Below are 17,441 nucleotides of genomic sequence, written 5' to 3' on the forward strand. Positions count from 1 at the left end.
CTATTATTAAATTAAGAATAGATCTACAAATTCGTTTACATTCATATTTTCTAGTTTTTCTTCATTTAAACAAACTTCATGAATTTGTTCTTGTTGCTTACTAGAATAATGACCTGCCATATTTGCAGTGAATTTTTGAACAACTTTTGGAATCGCTTCGTCTCTACGGAAACGGTGACCAAGTGGGTATTCACATTCCACGTTTTCTGTTACAGTACCATCTTTAAAATGAACTTGAACAGCGTTGGCGATTGAGCGCTTGTTCGGGTCAAGATAATCTAAACTGTACTGTTTGTTTTCAACAACAACCATCTTATTACGTAATTCATCTACACGTGAATCATTTGCTACTACATCCTCATAATCGTCCGCTACGATATCTCCTTTTAATAAACCAATTGCCGTAATGTATTGTAAACAATGATCACGATCAGCTGGGTTATTTAATGGACCTTCTTTATCGATAATACGAATTGCTGATTCATGAGTTGTAATTGTAATACGATCAATTTCATCTAATCTTTCTTTAATTTCCGGATTTAATTTCACTGCACATTCTGCAGCTGTTTGTGCATGGAATTCTGCTGGATATGATACTTTAAATAATACATTTTCCATTACATAAGACTCTAGTGGTCTAGCTAATTTTAATTCTTGTTTGTTAAATAATACATCTTGGAATCCCCATCCTGGCGCAGATAATGCTGTTGGATAACCCATTTCACCTTTTAGAGCAGTCATTGCAAGATGAACACCGCGACTCGTCGCATCACCTGCTGCCCATGATTTACGTGATCCAGTATTTGGAGCATGTCGATATGTACGAAGACTAGAGTTATCAATCCACGCATGTGATAATGCATTAAAGATTTCTTCACGTGTTCCACCAAGCATTTTCGCAACTACTGCAGTTGTTGCTACTTTTACATATAATACGTGGTCAAGACCAACGCGGTTTAAGCTGTTTTCTAAAGCAAGTACACCTTGAATTTCATGTGCTTTAATCATCATTTCTAGTACTTCACGTACTTTTAATGGTTCTTTTCCTTCTGAAATACGAACACGGCTAATATAATCTGCAACTGCTAAAATTCCGCCTAAGTTATCAGATGGATGTCCCCATTCTGCTGCAAGCCAAGTATCGTTATAGTCTAACCAACGGATCATACATCCAATATTGAATGCACCTTTTACTGGATCTAGTACATAAGACGTTCCTGGTACACGTGTGCCGTTTGGCACAACCGTTCCTGGTACAACTGGACCTAATAATTTCGTACACTCTGGATATTGCAGTGCTAAAATTCCGCATCCAAGTGTATCTAATAATACGTAGCGAGCAGTACTAAATGCTTCTGCACTAGTAACCTCTTTATTTAATACATAATCCGTAATTTCTTCTAATAATGCATCTTTTTGTTTAATTTCATTTGTTTTAATCATGCTATTCTTCCCTTTCTGTCGAAAATTCGTTATTATTAATGATGGGTGTCTGTCAAACACCCATCTGGCGGGCGGCGCTAACAACTCCCCAGTTGTTCTTATTTACTAAGTACATGTCGCTCGCCAACATAATTTACACGTGGACGGAACAAGCGATTATTTGCATGTTGCTCAATAACGTGCGCACATAGTCCTACTGTTCTAGAGCTAAAGAAGATTGGTGTGTACAGTTGAATTGGGATACCAAGCATCCAATATACTGGTGCTGCATAATAATCAAGATTCGGATAAATGCCTTTTTCCTTCTCCATGATTTTCTCTCCAGCTTCACACATTTCATATAGTGTATAATCGCCTTTTACATCACATAGCTGTTTTAAAGCTTCCTTCATCATAAGTGCTCTTGGATCCATTTTCTTCATATAAACACGGTGTCCAAAGCCCATAATTTTTTCTTTGTTATATAGTTTTTTCTGTAATAACTCTTCAAACTTCTCAACATTGCCAGCCTCTAAAAGCATGTACATAACAGCTTCATTCGCACCGCCGTGTAAGCTCCCCTTTAAAGATGCAACCGCACCAGTTAGAGCACCGTATAAATCTGATTGTGTTGACGCAATTACACGCGCTGTAAATGTGGAGTTTGGCATTTCATGTTCACTATATAAAACAAGGGAACGATCAAAGATCTTCTCCTCAAGTTCAGTCGGTTTCTTACCAGTTAACATATAGAAGAAATTCGCACTATATGACAATTCCTGAAGAGGCTCAATTGGCTCCTCATTATTTAAAATATGATAGCTATTTGCTACAATATTTGGTACTTTACTTAAAAGCTTATAACCTCGATCTTTGTTTACTTCTAACGAGCGATTTTCAATATCATTATCATAACCAGCTAATGCAGACACACCTGTACGCAAGCCATCCATAGGATGCGTTTCTTTAGGCAACGCCTTTAGAACGTTGAATACCCCTTCTGGCACTGCATATTCTTCTTTTAATTTCTTTTCAAGTGTTTCTTTTTCATCCTCATTCGGTAGATGTTCTTCTAATAAAAGGTGCACAATGTCTAAATACTCTTTTGTTTTTGAGAGTTCGATTAAATCATACCCTTGAATTACAATTTCACCTTTTACTGTGTCAAGAAACGAGATTTTCGTCTCCGCTGCTACTACACCATCTAATCCCGGGGAAAATTTTTCTTCAGCTTTCATTATTATTTCCTCCAATCCTAATAGATCTTCGTGCACATAACTGTAAGCCTTTACAATACTTTAGAACTACATTTCTATTTCAATGTATCAGAGTTTTTAGAAGATTTCAATTTATTTTATAATGATAAGTTTCCTATACTTTTACCGATGTAACAATACAGTTTTTTGAAAATAATTTTCATATTTTACAAAGAAAGGACAGACTTCTTTTTAAAACAAAATATAGAGATAAACCATATAGCCCCATCAAACATATCTTTTTTCCGAATTTAATTACAAAATAGAAAAAAACGAGCTGCACACATGTACAGCTCGTTTCTATATGATATTTATTTCACTATCGCCTAAATATAATTCTTATATAAAAATTATTCATTTTTAATAAAGTTATTATTTTACATAATTAAATTGAATTTCTTCTGTTTCTTTACGATAACTTACAACTAAATCATAGTTTTGAAAGTACCAAAGATCATCAAAGTCTACAAAAAATAGAATACCATCTTTCTTAACTGACACTATTTCCCCATCTGGTTTCTCAGAAACAATCCCTAAAGAATATCCGGGCTGAATTGAGCTATTTCCACCATATCTTACGACAAATCGAATACATTCATTGCGATTGATTCGTAATTCTTCTTTAAACCATTTTACAGCTTCGTTTTCAACGATAATATTCAACGTTATCCCTCTCGGCTTTATTCTTTTTCACTTAACTTTTGTCTTACAAACATACCAAAAACAAGTAAAGCTATTACAGCTGAAACAGAGCTTGCTGTAAATAAAATACGATAGCCAAACATTTGTGACACAAATCCAAGTAAAATTGCACCTAATCCGATACCTAAATCAAATGCTGTAAAAAATGAAGCGTTAGCAACTCCTCTTTTACTAGGATCAACAATTGTAAGCATCGCCGCTTGTAAAGCTGGCTGTGCTGAGCCAAATCCCATACCGTATAATGTCGCTGCAATAATGATGCCCGTCAAACCATTTGCCATCGTTAATACAACTATAGCTAAAATAGTAATACATAGTGCTGGAAGTATGATGGATACTTCTCCATATTTATCTAATAATTTACCTGAAATCGGTCTTACAATTGTTAATGCAATTGCATATACAAGAAAGAACGTCCCAGGATTCACATTAATTGAAGAAGCGAATAACGGTAAAAACGTTGTAATGCCACCGTATGCAAATGATAAAAAGAAAACAACAACCGTAATTGATAAAACGGATTTTTCAAATAGTTGAATTTTCCCTTTTTCCTTTTGTGGCGTGAATGGCATTTTCGTTATTAATGATAATATAACTGCCATGAAAGATAAAAGAGTTGCTAAAAGGAATAGACCATGAAATGAATAATATTGTACTACCCATAATCCAATCATCGGTCCGATTGCCATTGCAATTGTCATAGCCATCCCGTACCAGCCCATACCTTCTCCACGGCGTGAATCTGGAATAATATCAGTTATCGCAGTTCCAACAGCTGTTGTAGAAACGGCCCATGTCACTCCGTGAATAACGCGTAAAACTGCTAAAAGGACTATAGTCGATGCTAAATTATAGGAATACATCGTTAGCCCAAAAAGGATGAGTCCGAAAATAATAAAAGACCTTCTACCATATTGATCTAACATACCTCCAATAATCGGTCGTATTACAACAGCAGCTATTGTAAACATTCCCATCATCAATCCAACTTGTGATTCATTTCCACCAATCTCTTTAATGAATAGAGGAAGCGTTGGAACAAGTAAATAAAACCCTGTAAATAAAAATAATATCGCGAAAGACATTTGAATAAATGACTTCGTCCATAATCGTTCCATAAAAAACACCTCCATAAACACGTGAAATTTACGATTAACACCCCCATTGTACATTTTCTCTGTCTCTTTTCCCTCAGCAAAAAGACGTATCTTTTCATATTAAATAGTCCACTCTCAGCATTGATTGGTCGTACGACTTTGTACGTATGCTTTAACCGAAAGTCCTATGTATTTGTACCTTTATACGTGTTAAGAGAATATACTAATTTATTATCTCAACTTAGGAGTGATTATTTTTATGTGGGTATTATCAAGAGTAACTGCCGTGGTTCCTTCAACTCCCGGAATACATGTGCCCGCCGTCCATACAGCTAGCTCTGATGTTGGCATTGAACTTCCCGCAACTTGGCAACAATATCAAGTTCCCGGTCAAGTTACTCCCTCATTTTGGCATCACGGTACACACCCAAGTAGCACTACCTTTTATAACCCCAGTTATGTTCCATTACCCCCGACTCAAGTCTTTTATCATTTTCCATCCATTTATTTTCAAAATTTCTATGGTACGTTTAACATTTAAATAGCATCATTGCATAGCTCCTATATTTACTTCCAATCCATTTTCAACATAAAAAAGTCGAATTTCTTATGTAAGAAATTCGACTTTTTTAATTGCTTTTTATTAACTTTTCTTATTGCCCATTATTCGCAGGGACTTCCCCTGCATTTCCCCCATTATTCGGTGGAGTTGTCACTGGTGGGGTTGGATTCCCTTGCCCTCCCCCGTTACTTGGGGGCGTTGTGTTCCCGCCTTCTCCGTTATTCGGCGGCGTTGTGTTCCCGCCTCCTCCGTTATTCGGCGGCGTTGTGTTCCCGCCTTCTCCATTATTCGGAGGCGTTGTGTTTCCGCCTCCTCCGTTGTTTGGCGGCGTTGTATTTCCTTGACCATTTCCATTATTTTGTTCATTTTGTTTCTGTTCTTCTTGCTTCTTAAGGTCGTCTTGTTTCTTTTGTTCTTCTTGTTTCTTAAGATCATCTTGTTTCTTTTGTTCTTCTTGTTTCTTTAATTCTTCCTGTTTCTTAAGTTCTTCTTGTTTTTTCTCTTCTTCAGTTTTTTGTTGCTGATCTTGTTTCGGCTGTTCAGTTGTATTCGGTACGCTCGTATTTGGTGAAGAATCACGTTTCTCACCCTTTATACGTAACTCATTACCTTCTTTCACAACACTACTTGGCATCTTAAATTGTGATTTATCAGTAGCCATCTCGCTCATCATTTCTTTAAAGATCAACTGTGCAATTTTCGTATTTTTACTACTAATATAATCGTCTTTACTATCTTTCATATAACCAGTCCATACTGCCATCGTATACTGCGGTGTATATCCTGCAAACCAGCTATCACGAGTCGCACTGTCTGGTAATTTATACTGCGCGGCTTTTTCCGAAGAATAGTTCGTTGTTCCTGTTTTACCAGCTACATCTAAAGAACTTATATTAGCGGCTGTACCAGTACCAGATGTTACGACGGAACGAAGCATATCTGTAATCATATAAGCAGTATAATCTTCCATCACTCGTTTTGACTTTTGCTCAAAACTTTTCGATTTACCATCTGGATAAACCACTTTTTTAATAAAATGCGGCTTCGTATATTTACCGTCATTACCAAATGCAGCATACGCACCTGCCATTTCAGTTGGCGATACTTCATTTGTACCAATCGCTGTTGATTCTGTCGGTGATGCATTAAATGTAATACCTAACTTTTCAGAGAAAGCTTTTGATTTATTTATTCCTACTTCTTTTGCAGTTTTAATAGCTGGAACATTACGTGATAATTTTAATGCTTCACGCATTGTAATTTGTCCTAAATACCCTCTATCTGAGTTTCTGACATCTTGACCACCAGTATACTTAAATGGCGAGTCATCGACTTGATGATAAGTAGCCCATTTTAAATATTCAATTGCAGGAGCATAATCAAAGATCGGTTTCATTGTTGAACCTGCTGAGCGATCTAATTCAGTTGCCATATTATGACCTTTAAATACAGCCTTATTTTCACCACGCCCACTGCCTATAGCACGTACTTCACCTGTTTTCGTATCCATAAATGTGAAAGCCCCTTGGAATTTCTCATTTGGATAATCAATAATATTTGTACTTAAAATATTATCAGCCAATGTTTGTGCCTTTGGGTCTAATGTTGTATAAATTTCTAAACCGTCAGAACCAATATTAGCATCTGGTAATTCTTTTTCAACTTCTTTCACAACTGCATCCATAAATGCAGGGTGTGGCATCGCTTGTAATTCAGCTGCCTTTTCAACACCTTTGTCCACTGGTACTTTCGATGCTTCTTCCATTTCTGCTTTTGTAATATAACCATGTCGATTCATTAACTTTAGTACAACATTTCTTCTTTCTGTTGCCTTTTGAATATTTTGTGGTTTCGACGGGTCGTAATTATTTGGTGCTTTCGGTAAACCTGCAAGCATCGCAACTTCTGGTAATGTTAAGTCTTTTAATTCTTTTTTATAGTAGTTTTGTGCTGCTGTTGCGATTCCGTATGAGCGGTTTCCTAAATTAATTTTGTTTAAGTACATCTCTAATATTTCATGTTTTGAATACTGTTGTTCTAGCTTATAAGCTAAATACACTTCTTGCGCCTTACGCTTTGGTGTTTTATCCATTGATAAGAAGTAGTTTTTAATAACTTGCTGCGTTATTGTACTTCCGCCTTGCGAACCGTAATCTCCTTTTAAACTAACTAAAACTGCACGAGCAGTACCTTTGAAATCCACACCACTATGCTCATAAAAACGTGCATCTTCCGCAGCTAAAAAAGCATTTTCTACTAATTTAGGAATTTGATCATACGTAACGTTTGTTCGCTTTTCTTTTCCGTATTCATATACCAACTTCCCGTCTTTATCATAAATTTTTGAGGATAACGGATTAACAAGTTTTGCTTTTTCAAGTTTTGGTGCATCCTTAATCATTACAAAAAAGGTAGCAACCCCCGCCACTAAACCTACAATACCAAGTAATAAACAACTAATTAAAAACTTACGGAAAAATGATGTTTTACCCTTTGGTTTTTGTTTTTTAGAAGCTGGCTGATTTTTCTTTTTAACTTGTCGTCGCTCCTCTCGAGAACGATAATTTTCTGACATGTTACTTTCTCCTGCCTTTCAATTCTCCCGTTGATTTACTAAAAATATTGAGGTCACCTTCCCAAATATCTTTACATTTAGAAAGTGTGTTCATCGGAAGCATTCAATATTTTCCTAATTCACAGATTATAAATTTTAGATACTCTTAAACAAATTATTTTTTTACCTCTATTCCTTCAAATAAAGCTGCCCCATTACGCATAAAATGGAAGAGATAAAATTTTAATACCTCGTATAAATAATATACCTTTTTTTCAAATGGTCAATATTTTCTTATTAATTTCATCAAAGGTGAGATAAAAATAGCATATCGATATGAACTTCGTGTGAACTTCTTTATAAATAGGTATAACAAAGATTTAATATATTGACTATCCGTATTACTGCTGCTTTACATATTCATATTTCAACAACCTAATCCTCATTTCTAAAGGAATTTATAAATAAAATTAAGGAGTTGTATGCTTATGAAATTATCTCCTGTTATATCAAAAAATTTGATTGCTGTTGGTTATAATCCCTTTTCTATGATTTTACGAATCCAATTAAAAAATGGCATGTATGATTTCTTTAATGTACCTGAAAGCATTTACAATGGCTTATTAAATGCACAATCTAAAAGTTATTACCATAAAACTTACATTAAAAATTCTTTCCGCTACACTAAAATTTAAACTTAAACACCAAATAAAAAGAAAGGAGGTTAATCCCCCTTTCTTTTTATACTATTTTCACAGACGAATTATCTTCTATTCCTCTTATTAATTTCATCATATGCTTGAATTTGTTTTCTCACTCGCCGATCCGCCTTTTTATCATGTACGACTAAAATCGCGTGTATGGCGCCTGGAACCCAAAATATTAAAGTTAATATGAAATTAATTATTGCTTGAAATGGCTTTCCGCAAAATAATACAGCTACAGGTGGAAGTAGAATTGCCAATAAGTACATCATCTCTTGAAAACTCCTTATTTTGGATTTTTTATAACACTTCTTTTCATATGCAAGCACACTCTTTGATTTTGGAGTTACACAAATTTCAATTAAGCATTTATAACATTTCTTCTATAATATATATTCTATCCATATGCAAAAAAACCTACTAGACCAAACTCTTCCTACCTATTTAATTACATTTTACATCCGCTCTTTCAATGAGCATTTTAAAATCCTTATTATTTTCAAAACTTTTCTCCTTCTCTACTGCAGTTAATCCAATCGCAGAAATTACCGTTCCTATTGCCTGTATCCAAATACCAATCAGTGCTATTATCCTCTCATTCTTCTTATCAAGAATACGATCTTCGTTTTCTACTTCATCCTTCGATAAATTAATTATGCCTTGATACGCTTGTAGTCCGGCCCCTAAGCTTTGCATAGAATTGCCTAGTACAATGATTCGCTGTATTACTTTCATCTCAATCAAAGCTGCTTCTACTCCTAAAAAAGCACCAATCGATTGTAAACTGTTCCCGACAATGATAAGATAATCATTCTCTGTTAATTGTTCATTTTTATTAAAATATGTTCCTATTACATTTGATATATTCCCTAATGCCAATAACTCAATTCCCATTTTATCCAGTGTTTCACTTTCATTCTGCAAACATATATTTCGATTTTCTATTTCTTCTTCATCTTTATCTTCATCTTCGGTATAATTAGTCGCTATAATTTGTAAAATATACCCGAGGGCTTGTAATGAGCTTCCTATAATAACAAGGTCCGATTCAATTTTCTCTTCCCCAATAAATCCTCTTGTCGTTCCAATAGCAGCTGTAAGATTTCCTCCTACTTGATACCATGCTCCTGTCACTTTTAAACTGCTTGGATTCATTTTCATCACCTATTTTGATATTTTCTCGTGCTTTCGAAATAACCAAAAGTCACTCTTAATCAAATATTTTATTTTCCATATGTAATTTTGTGCATTCTATAATGTGTTACTAATACAAAAAGTACCTTAAAGGTACTTTTTTAGCCAAAACGTATATCACTGAAATTACATTGAGTAATAGATACTTATTTTTAAACACATGCTGGGCATGTCAATGAATCTCCATTTTTATCTATTGTTATATTCAATATATATCGAATCGCATTATGTGACCACATTTCAGGTGTGGGTGATTCATTAACATACTGTGGTGCACATGAATGCAGCATTGGAGTGCTAATACCACCGCCAGGATCTAAAGCAACTACAGCCACACCATCAGGCAATTCCAGTGCCATAGATTTCGTGATACCTTCAATTGCAAACTTCGAGGCACAGTATGGTGCAAGATCTGCCTCAGCTTCTCTTCCCCAACTAGAACTCATATTAATAATAATTCCTTCTTTTCTATCTACCATTGCTGGGACAAATGCTCTTATTACATTTACTACACCATTCACGTTTACATTCATTACATTTTCAAATTCCCCAGCGGTAACTTTCCAAATTGGTGCATTTTGATTCACAATTGATGCATTATTTATTAACAAGTCGGGAGCCCGATATTTAGTAAGGGTATCATTTGCCCAACTACTAACTTGCTGCGAATCTGAAACATCAATTATTTGAAAATCATGTGTATTACCGTATTGTTTTTTTAGTTCTTCAATTTTATCTTTTGAACGTCCACATCCACATATGTTCCATCCCAATTCATGAAATCGATCAACCATCGCGCGTCCTAATCCTTGCGTCACTCCTGTAATAATTACGAGTTTCCTAATGTCATTTCGCTTCAATCCCTCGCCTCCCTTTACCATATTTTACTCCTTTAACCTTCATTTATCTATTTACTAAAGTATTAAAAACACTTCATACTTTAGAAGTATTTTTAATATTGCACACATAAACAAAAGAGTAACCATAATGGTTACTCCCGTTTACATATTTAAAAATTCGTTGTTTATTTCATTATTAATTTTTAAATTGCAACTTTTCTTTCCCGCATTTTTACATTGATACATATAAACTGTACCTAATTTACCAGCTTGAAAATCCTCATTACCCTGCATTTTCATAAAACTATATTTATGTTTATAGTGCGATTCATCCAAATAATTTCCAATCCACTTTTCAACATAACACAGTCCACTTTTGTGAAAAAATCTTCAACTAGCCTGATTACATACTTTTATTTAAAAGCTCAATTTCATATTGTAATTTTTTGAATTGCTCAAAATGCATTGTTATAGATTGACTGCTACCAACTTCAGCACTTTGTTTCACCAGTAATACTCCTGTATCATGAAAAAGCGCTTCAAGTTCTTTTCTGATGGACACTTTTGCAATATGAGCTGTTTTAATTGCAGATAAAATTGCAATCTCATTAAACTTTAATTTTATTTCATTTGGACAAAATGCGTTTTCAATCAATATAACTTCATTGCTATAAATAAGCGCAACAAGATTACTTGATTTTGCATCTGATAAATCTACTTTTTTTATAACGTTATTCATAACATTTTGCCTCCTTTGTTTTCGTATATATTAATTATACAAATTATTTCTTTTTTATTATCCAACTCATATTAAGTTTAACACACTTTTATTGAAAGCCACGCTTGAAACGTTTTACTATTCCACAATTTTTGTTACATGAACCATTTGGACTTTACTCCCATATAGTAATGTTAACAATTCATTATAAAGCAGGTGAAAATTATGCCCTCAGTTGTAGGGAATTTAGTTGTACAAAATAGTAACGGATCATTTAACTTAGGTGATTTCTACAACGTTTCTCCGAAAGAAAATACGAAAGCTTACAATGGATCTGGCGCATCAAACGTTGGTTTTGTTGTTAATACTTTTAACGGTGTTAGTGCGACTAATACGTTTGATTCGGACCTTGCAGATCAAAATCAAGTGGGTACAGCCTAACCCTATTTTTCAGCTTTCTGTATAGGAATTTTAGATTTGTCTATACTATAATCAGGCTGTTTCACAGCTATTATTGAATGTTGGAGTACCCTATCTTTTTCTCCCTTTCCCTGGGGCTTAGCAGTTAGCATGAAGCTAGCTGCTATTTCGCATTATTTCTTCCATCTATCAGAAATAATAGAAGCTAGATATTAAAGTTCAGCTTCTATTATTTCAATTACATCTATAAAACTAAATACACGTGTTTTATAAAATGCGTCTGTGCACATTATAATCTGCCTTACCGGGTCTATATGAACGACTGTCATATAACTTGTAAGTATGTAGCCATCTTCAAAATATGTCACCAATATTTCTTGCTCAGACAATAATGCCGTTAGCAATTTATCAGAAATTCTTTCTTTTTCTTCATTTGTTACTATCGGCCTTTGCACTTTTAATTTCTCACCAATAACCTTTCTCATACTTAACAATTGTTCCGACATTACTGTAAATGGAACCCACTCTCTTTCTTCTTTCTGCCTCTTTACATGATTCATTTCTTTATCTCCTTGATCATTTATCCACTCTATTTCACACATACTGTTACTCCATCATTTTTAGTAATTACTAAGTTCGTATTTATTTCTAAATTGTATAATGTCTGCACCAAAAAGAACATTTGTTCTAATTATACACGAACCTACGTTCTTTTGAGAAGAGGCATATTTATATTTTTTTCCCTTAAAACAAACTTTTCACTCTCTACACATTGAAATACATTTAGCGAATAAAAAACGATTTCACATAAAGTGAAATCGTTTTTTCTAATACGTTATATTTTCAAGTTTATTTTTTTAACTTGACTAGCTTTCTTTTTTTTGCATGAACCATTCTTAAACGCAAACATACATTATAATGAAAGAATTCACAAAATTTAATAAATTTATAATGTAACTCAATTTATTCCTTATAGGTTTTCTGTGAAAAGAGGGCGATTTCCACACTCTCTTTTCGCACATATCATATTACAATATCAAATACTCCTTTGCTTTCATAATAGTTTGATATTGCTATCATTCATTACATATATTTAGGATGTATGGTTATATGTAACTCTCTCTCCGTTTCTCCTCTTTTCGGATGACGAAAATACTCTATTTCATATTTTAACACTTCATACTCAACCATCCCGATTTTAATCCCTTTCGTTTCTTTTAATATAGCTAATAAATCACTTATATTTTCATCATTCGATTCAAAAACTTTCCCTCCGTCTTCTCTTTGAAAAATCACTTTCATATATTCTCCCCCACTTTCATTTATTCATCTAGTAAATAATACATTTAGAAATATTCATAACAAAAAGAACATCCTTTTTAATAGAATGCTCAACTTTTCACTTCCTATAATATTGCAAATGTTTATTCAAAAATATTATATGTACTATTCTTTAAATTATGTTGATCCACTATAAAAATTTATATACTTAATTTATATGTAATAAAATAATCAAAACATTACTATATCAACATTTTTTAAAACGATTATTATTTCCCATTTTATTTTCCCATAATTTCCCATTGTAATTCTTAATATTTAAATGTAATATTATATTGTCTTACTATCTTTTTTATAACACACACACTAATTAGAAAAGGGAACTCTATATGAGTTCCCTTTTCTAATTAAAGTTACATAATACTTCTAGAGTTTTACCTTTAAAAATTTCATATGAAGATGCGAAATTTTATTTTATTTAGTTTTTTGTTTTTTCTTTTTTACTTATCCGAATCATTCTAGTATGATTGTGTTTACCGAAGAAGTCTGCATTCTTTTTTCAAAAAAACAAAAAACAGAAGTCTAGCAAAATGCTACATTTCTGTTTTTTCTATCCGTATTATTTCTTTTCTAGAAATTTAAATGTCTCTTTATATTCTTTATCATTCACCTTAATATCAGCATCTTTTAATAAATCATTGACTACTTGCTGTTTCCATTTACCTGTCGTATCTTGTAATCTTTGTTGTTCTAAATCTTTACGGATCTTATCCTTCACTTCTTCAAATGGTTTCAACTCTTTTTTATCGGTCACTTTAATAATATGGTAACCGTAAGATGTTTTAACTGGTTCACTTACTTGTCCTGCATTTAATTTATACGCAGCTTCCTCAAATTCTTTAACAGTTTGCCCAGGGCCAAAACCAGCTATTTCCCCGCCCTGTTCCTTTGAACCAGTATCTTCTGAGTACTGCTTCGCTAAAGCGGCAAAATCTTCACCATTATTCACTTTCTCTTTTACTTCTTTAGCGGTTTTTTCATCTTTTACTAAAATATGACTTACCTTCATTTCAGGTTTATAGTTATCTTTTACATCTTTTTCTGTGACAGTCGCTTTAATCGCTTTTTCAAATGCAATTTCTGGTTTCATTTTTTCTTTTAATTCATCTTCGTTTTTTAACCCAATTTTTTCTAAAGTCTCTTTAAAGTTGTCACCCATTTTATCTTTTGCTTCTTTTACTTGTTTTGTTGCTTCCTCATCTGAAACTTTATATTTATCTAGCAGCGCCTTACTTAATACCATTTGGTATAATGTACTTTCTCCATATTTTTGTTTTAATTCTTTACTTAACTCTTTCTCTGTAACATTTCCTACTTTTGATGTTACTACGTTGTCTGAGGAACCACATGCAGATAATGCGAGTACCACGCATGAAATAATTGTTCCCAAAAATAGCTTTTTCTTTTTCAATTCAAATACCTCACTTTTATTATTATGCAACGTAACTATACACCGCTATTGTGAAAACAGTGTGTTTTCCATATGTAATTCATTTCATTTGAATCAAATATGTATCATATTTTTTATACACAAATATGAAAAATCTTCTCACTATTTATTAATGAGAAGACTCTTTATGAATGCCTCAAAAACATTTAACGACTAAGGTTACTTAATGATTAAATGTTTTTCCGGTATCCAACTACTTTGTCCGATATCTACCGCATTTTTTACTCTTCCCCACACACGGTAAGATGTTGATCCATCTATATTTCCTTTATAATTAATACATTCAGGCTCTCCATAATAATTCACTCCGTACCCGACAGGATATTTTGAAGAAGCATAATACCATCTCACATCAAAATGTTTTAAATATACCCACTGCTTATCATTCCCTAAGCAAATCATATCTTTATCGCCGCCTCCCCAATAACTGTTTAAAATTAAATACGGGATTTTCTTAGTGATTGCACCTGTATACTGGGGGTTCACAGGATTTTCATATAAATTTATGCCGTATCCATCAGGATATTTTGAAACTGCAATACCAATACCACTTGATTGCTGCAAATCCACTACATTAGATTGATTTTCTTGATTCGAATCTATAAACCAGGAAAGTGACTTATTTCCTATTAATTGATTCAAATCACATTTCCCGATCCCAGGAACATTCCCCGAATCCGTATATTGCCAAATATCACACGGATATGCCGGCTTATTCCCTCCATAACGAGGAATCCATACAAAATCAGCATCAATATTACGCGCTCCAAACGATACATACGTGTGATGCCCAACATATAAACCTACTTTTTTCGCACCTAAACGACGTAATTCATCTATAAATACTTGTGTCCCGCCTTGCATATCTATCATCGTTTGTACTTCAACATCCGCCACCCAAAACGCAGCAGACTTATCGCCACGATTCCAAAAATCTTGTGCCTCTTTCTTTGCATCTGCAATAGAAATAAAACGACAAAATGCATAATTACCAAACGGAACACTATGCTTCTTCATTTCATTCACATAATTTTGATACATAAAATCCACCGTATTTGAACCATCTTGCACTCTAGCAATAACTAAATCTAGTTGAGGCGCTGCAATTTCCCAATTAATAGTTCCATTCCACTTTGAAATATCAACAATATAACCCATTACAATTCAACTCCTTTTTATTATCATATTCAAAGCTTGTTTTAGCGTAATCCACATGTATCTATTACTATCTATCTATAATATAAATAAGAAGAAATCTTTATTTTTTGAAATATATAATCTTTAAAACTACTTCTTTCAATCTCTCCTCTAACTCATATAAAAATTTAGGTGTGAAAATATCTATTTATTTAAAAATAATTTTTCTGGTGATAATAAAAAAATTTTCTATATGTCCTATGTTTATTTGCCTGTACGTAGAAAACCCATATATGTAAACTATCTTTTTATAATAGCCTAGTCTAACACTCATTTTTTATTTCATTACTATCTGTAATCAACAATTCCATACGCTATCCAGCCTATTTAAAATTGAGTAAAACTATAATTATTTTACATTTTACCACTGATTGCAAGCCAATAAATTTTGGTACAAAATAATATTAATACATAAAAAAGACATTTCCGATTTTTGAAAATGTCTTTTTGCATCTTAATAAAATAACTTTGGTTCTAAATCTGTATTTTGTAATTGTGGATTTTCACTGCTCATAACGCAACTTGTGGAAAATAAAATTGGGATATCACAAACATCATCCTGCATTACATCACGAAACACATTTGCAGCAACACCTGTAAACGTTTGACATAGATTTGAAATATCATCATTAAAAAATTGGATCACTTCCGCTTTAAAAACTGGAAATACAACATTCACTCCACCAGGGAACTGAGGCTGTACCACAACTTGTTCAAAATAAGGATTATTCTCTAACGCTACTTGAAATAAATGCGCAATTTCAAATGCATCTAGTGGACAAGGAAATGGATTTACAATTTCATTTTCATTATTCGTTACAATAACCGTTACACTTACATTTCCAAATTGTACAGAAGATTTTAGAAGCGTTGCTAATGCTCTCGCTTTTTCATTACTTAACGCATGCACTAAAATAATATAATTCCCGCCAACCGGAATAAGTGGCCCCACTGTAACTGTTGGATCAGCACCAATTGAATTTCTTAGTTCATTAAAATATGTGATCCACGGTGGTGAAAGCTGTGGCTGAGCTTGTACATTTTCTTCCATTCTTTTATTACCTCTTCATACTATTCTTACTACCATAATATGTATCAGGACATAAAATGCACTAGATAATTAAATCATTTTTCATATTATATTAGTTAAGCATTTCATAGAGTATTCTCCGCTTTTTCCCACATGTTTATGTACTTATACTACAATGAGGTTCTATATTATAATCAACTTAACAAAGATTTCATATTATATAAATACACCTTAATAATCATTTAAATCAAAAGGTGAAGCATATATATTGTGGAATATTAGGAGCTGATTTCATGAAAAAAAAACCTATCGTGTTCAAAGTTCCACCGAATTCAAAACTAAAAGTTACATTTTTCGGTCCTTGTAACGAAGTAATTACAAATGTTTCTATAATTAATCAACTACTCACCCCTAAATGCCAAACTATCACGCAATATCCAAACTTTAAGAAATATGTAACTGAAGTACGATCATTATCCCATTGTTAGTCCCCATCATGCACGATTTTCACAACTTTGTTACCTAGATTATTTCGAAAAAAAACAACTACATCCCTAAATTAAAATTACTCATTTCATGATATTCCATTGATAATTTATTGATTCTTTACACGTTTTCATTAAGCACGCATATATTATCGTATGGAGATTATCCACTCATAAAACCTATCTTTCTTTTGAGCATACTTTTTATGTATGCTCTTTTTTTATGTCCATCGTGTGGACTCGACAATAACCTTCTATATATTATACTCTCACTATTACCATTCATTTCTCTTCTATTAAAACATTATATTTAATTCATAAAACACTCATATAATAAACGACATTGAATCTGATTGCTTATATATTTTAGAAAAACAATAAAAAGCCCACACTATTTTGAACTGAACCCAAAAAATTAGACAAATATATTAAGCAGCTACTAAGGATTGAACTCTGTATTGCACAGGGGA

Annotated in this window: 18 protein-coding genes; 4 read left to right on the plus strand and 14 right to left on the minus strand. The window is 33.1% G+C overall.

Going from position 1 to position 17,441, the window contains the following annotated elements; genetic code table 11:
• Window positions 1–6: 6 nt before the first annotated feature.
• The 4 genes from prpD to G9F74_RS14840 all read right to left on the minus strand — a co-directional run bounded on the left by prpD (window position 7) and on the right by G9F74_RS14840 (window position 4,498).
• Window positions 7–1,443, minus strand: a complete 1,437-nt coding sequence (gene prpD, locus G9F74_RS14825) for a 2-methylcitrate dehydratase (RefSeq protein ID WP_016108337.1) — start codon at window positions 1,441–1,443, stop codon at window positions 7–9.
• Window positions 1,444–1,541: 98 nt separating this feature from the next.
• Entirely contained in the window at window positions 1,542–2,660 is a 1,119-nt protein-coding gene (gene mmgD / locus G9F74_RS14830) for a citrate synthase (protein WP_000642649.1), read from the minus strand.
• 390 nt (window positions 2,661–3,050) lie between these two features.
• Entirely contained in the window at window positions 3,051–3,341 is a 291-nt protein-coding gene (locus G9F74_RS14835) for a HesB/YadR/YfhF family protein (protein WP_016108336.1), read from the minus strand.
• 17 nt (window positions 3,342–3,358) lie between these two features.
• Window positions 3,359–4,498 carry an MFS transporter gene (locus G9F74_RS14840; protein WP_016108335.1) on the minus strand — a complete coding sequence of 380 codons (1,140 nt, stop codon included), beginning with the start codon at window positions 4,496–4,498 and terminating at the stop codon, window positions 3,359–3,361.
• 238 nt (window positions 4,499–4,736) lie between these two features.
• Here G9F74_RS14840 and G9F74_RS14845 point away from each other — a divergent pair, with 238 nt between their 5' ends.
• Complete coding sequence (locus G9F74_RS14845; protein ID WP_000270098.1) at window positions 4,737–5,018, plus strand: hypothetical protein; 282 nt, start codon at window positions 4,737–4,739, stop codon at window positions 5,016–5,018.
• 112 nt (window positions 5,019–5,130) lie between these two features.
• Here G9F74_RS14845 and G9F74_RS14850 read toward each other — a convergent pair whose 3' ends face one another.
• Window positions 5,131–7,614: a transglycosylase domain-containing protein gene (locus G9F74_RS14850; protein ID WP_016108334.1), complete on the minus strand. Its 2,484-nt coding sequence runs from the start codon at window positions 7,612–7,614 to the stop codon at window positions 5,131–5,133.
• A 467-nt stretch (window positions 7,615–8,081) separates the two neighbouring features.
• On the opposite strand from G9F74_RS14850, the gene G9F74_RS14855 reads away from it, so the two are divergent.
• Window positions 8,082–8,288, plus strand: a complete 207-nt coding sequence (locus G9F74_RS14855) for a KTSC domain-containing protein (protein ID WP_000777817.1) — start codon at window positions 8,082–8,084, stop codon at window positions 8,286–8,288.
• 68 nt (window positions 8,289–8,356) lie between these two features.
• Here the strand turns inward: G9F74_RS14855 and G9F74_RS14860 are convergent, their stop codons facing one another.
• The 4 genes from G9F74_RS14860 to G9F74_RS14875 all read right to left on the minus strand — a co-directional run bounded on the left by G9F74_RS14860 (window position 8,357) and on the right by G9F74_RS14875 (window position 11,069).
• Window positions 8,357–8,569, minus strand: a complete 213-nt coding sequence (locus tag G9F74_RS14860) for a YqaE/Pmp3 family membrane protein (RefSeq protein WP_000990220.1) — start codon at window positions 8,567–8,569, stop codon at window positions 8,357–8,359.
• A gap of 172 nt (window positions 8,570–8,741) precedes the next feature.
• On the minus strand, window positions 8,742–9,452 hold the full coding sequence (locus G9F74_RS14865) for a DUF6944 family repetitive protein (RefSeq protein WP_016108332.1): 711 nt from the start codon (window positions 9,450–9,452) through the stop codon (window positions 8,742–8,744).
• Window positions 9,453–9,643: 191 nt separating this feature from the next.
• The gene (locus tag G9F74_RS14870; RefSeq protein ID WP_016108331.1) at window positions 9,644–10,372 is read right to left on the minus strand and encodes an SDR family oxidoreductase; all 729 of its coding nucleotides are present in this window, start codon (window positions 10,370–10,372) and stop codon (window positions 9,644–9,646) included.
• A 361-nt stretch (window positions 10,373–10,733) separates the two neighbouring features.
• A complete protein-coding gene (locus G9F74_RS14875; RefSeq protein WP_001066863.1) occupies window positions 10,734–11,069 on the minus strand; it encodes a hypothetical protein in 336 nt (111 codons plus the stop codon).
• A gap of 204 nt (window positions 11,070–11,273) precedes the next feature.
• Here G9F74_RS14875 and gerPF point away from each other — a divergent pair, with 204 nt between their 5' ends.
• Window positions 11,274–11,489 (plus strand): spore germination protein GerPF, encoded by a 216-nt coding sequence (gene gerPF, locus G9F74_RS14880; protein ID WP_001141565.1) that lies wholly within the window; start codon window positions 11,274–11,276, stop codon window positions 11,487–11,489.
• A gap of 191 nt (window positions 11,490–11,680) precedes the next feature.
• Here the strand turns inward: gerPF and G9F74_RS14885 are convergent, their stop codons facing one another.
• From G9F74_RS14885 to G9F74_RS14905, 5 genes are all read right to left on the minus strand, one after another.
• Entirely contained in the window at window positions 11,681–12,028 is a 348-nt protein-coding gene (locus tag G9F74_RS14885; RefSeq protein ID WP_033661286.1) for a YolD-like family protein, read from the minus strand.
• 523 nt (window positions 12,029–12,551) lie between these two features.
• Window positions 12,552–12,770 carry a hypothetical protein gene (locus G9F74_RS14890; protein WP_000864289.1) on the minus strand — a complete coding sequence of 73 codons (219 nt, stop codon included), beginning with the start codon at window positions 12,768–12,770 and terminating at the stop codon, window positions 12,552–12,554.
• Between the two features lie 598 nt (window positions 12,771–13,368).
• Entirely contained in the window at window positions 13,369–14,220 is an 852-nt protein-coding gene (locus G9F74_RS14895) for a peptidylprolyl isomerase PrsA (RefSeq protein ID WP_016108330.1), read from the minus strand.
• 198 nt (window positions 14,221–14,418) lie between these two features.
• Window positions 14,419–15,417 carry a glycoside hydrolase family 25 protein gene (locus G9F74_RS14900; RefSeq protein WP_016108329.1) on the minus strand — a complete coding sequence of 333 codons (999 nt, stop codon included), beginning with the start codon at window positions 15,415–15,417 and terminating at the stop codon, window positions 14,419–14,421.
• A 493-nt stretch (window positions 15,418–15,910) separates the two neighbouring features.
• The gene (locus G9F74_RS14905; protein WP_016108328.1) at window positions 15,911–16,507 is read right to left on the minus strand and encodes a hypothetical protein; all 597 of its coding nucleotides are present in this window, start codon (window positions 16,505–16,507) and stop codon (window positions 15,911–15,913) included.
• A 272-nt stretch (window positions 16,508–16,779) separates the two neighbouring features.
• On the opposite strand from G9F74_RS14905, the gene G9F74_RS14910 reads away from it, so the two are divergent.
• Complete coding sequence (locus G9F74_RS14910; RefSeq protein ID WP_000729005.1) at window positions 16,780–16,974, plus strand: hypothetical protein; 195 nt, start codon at window positions 16,780–16,782, stop codon at window positions 16,972–16,974.
• The last annotated feature ends 467 nt before the right edge of the window (window positions 16,975–17,441 follow it).

Origin of the sequence: Bacillus sp. EKM202B, assembly GCF_011066025.1 — a bacterium.
GTDB lineage: Bacteria > Bacillota > Bacilli > Bacillales > Bacillaceae_G > Bacillus_A > Bacillus_A toyonensis.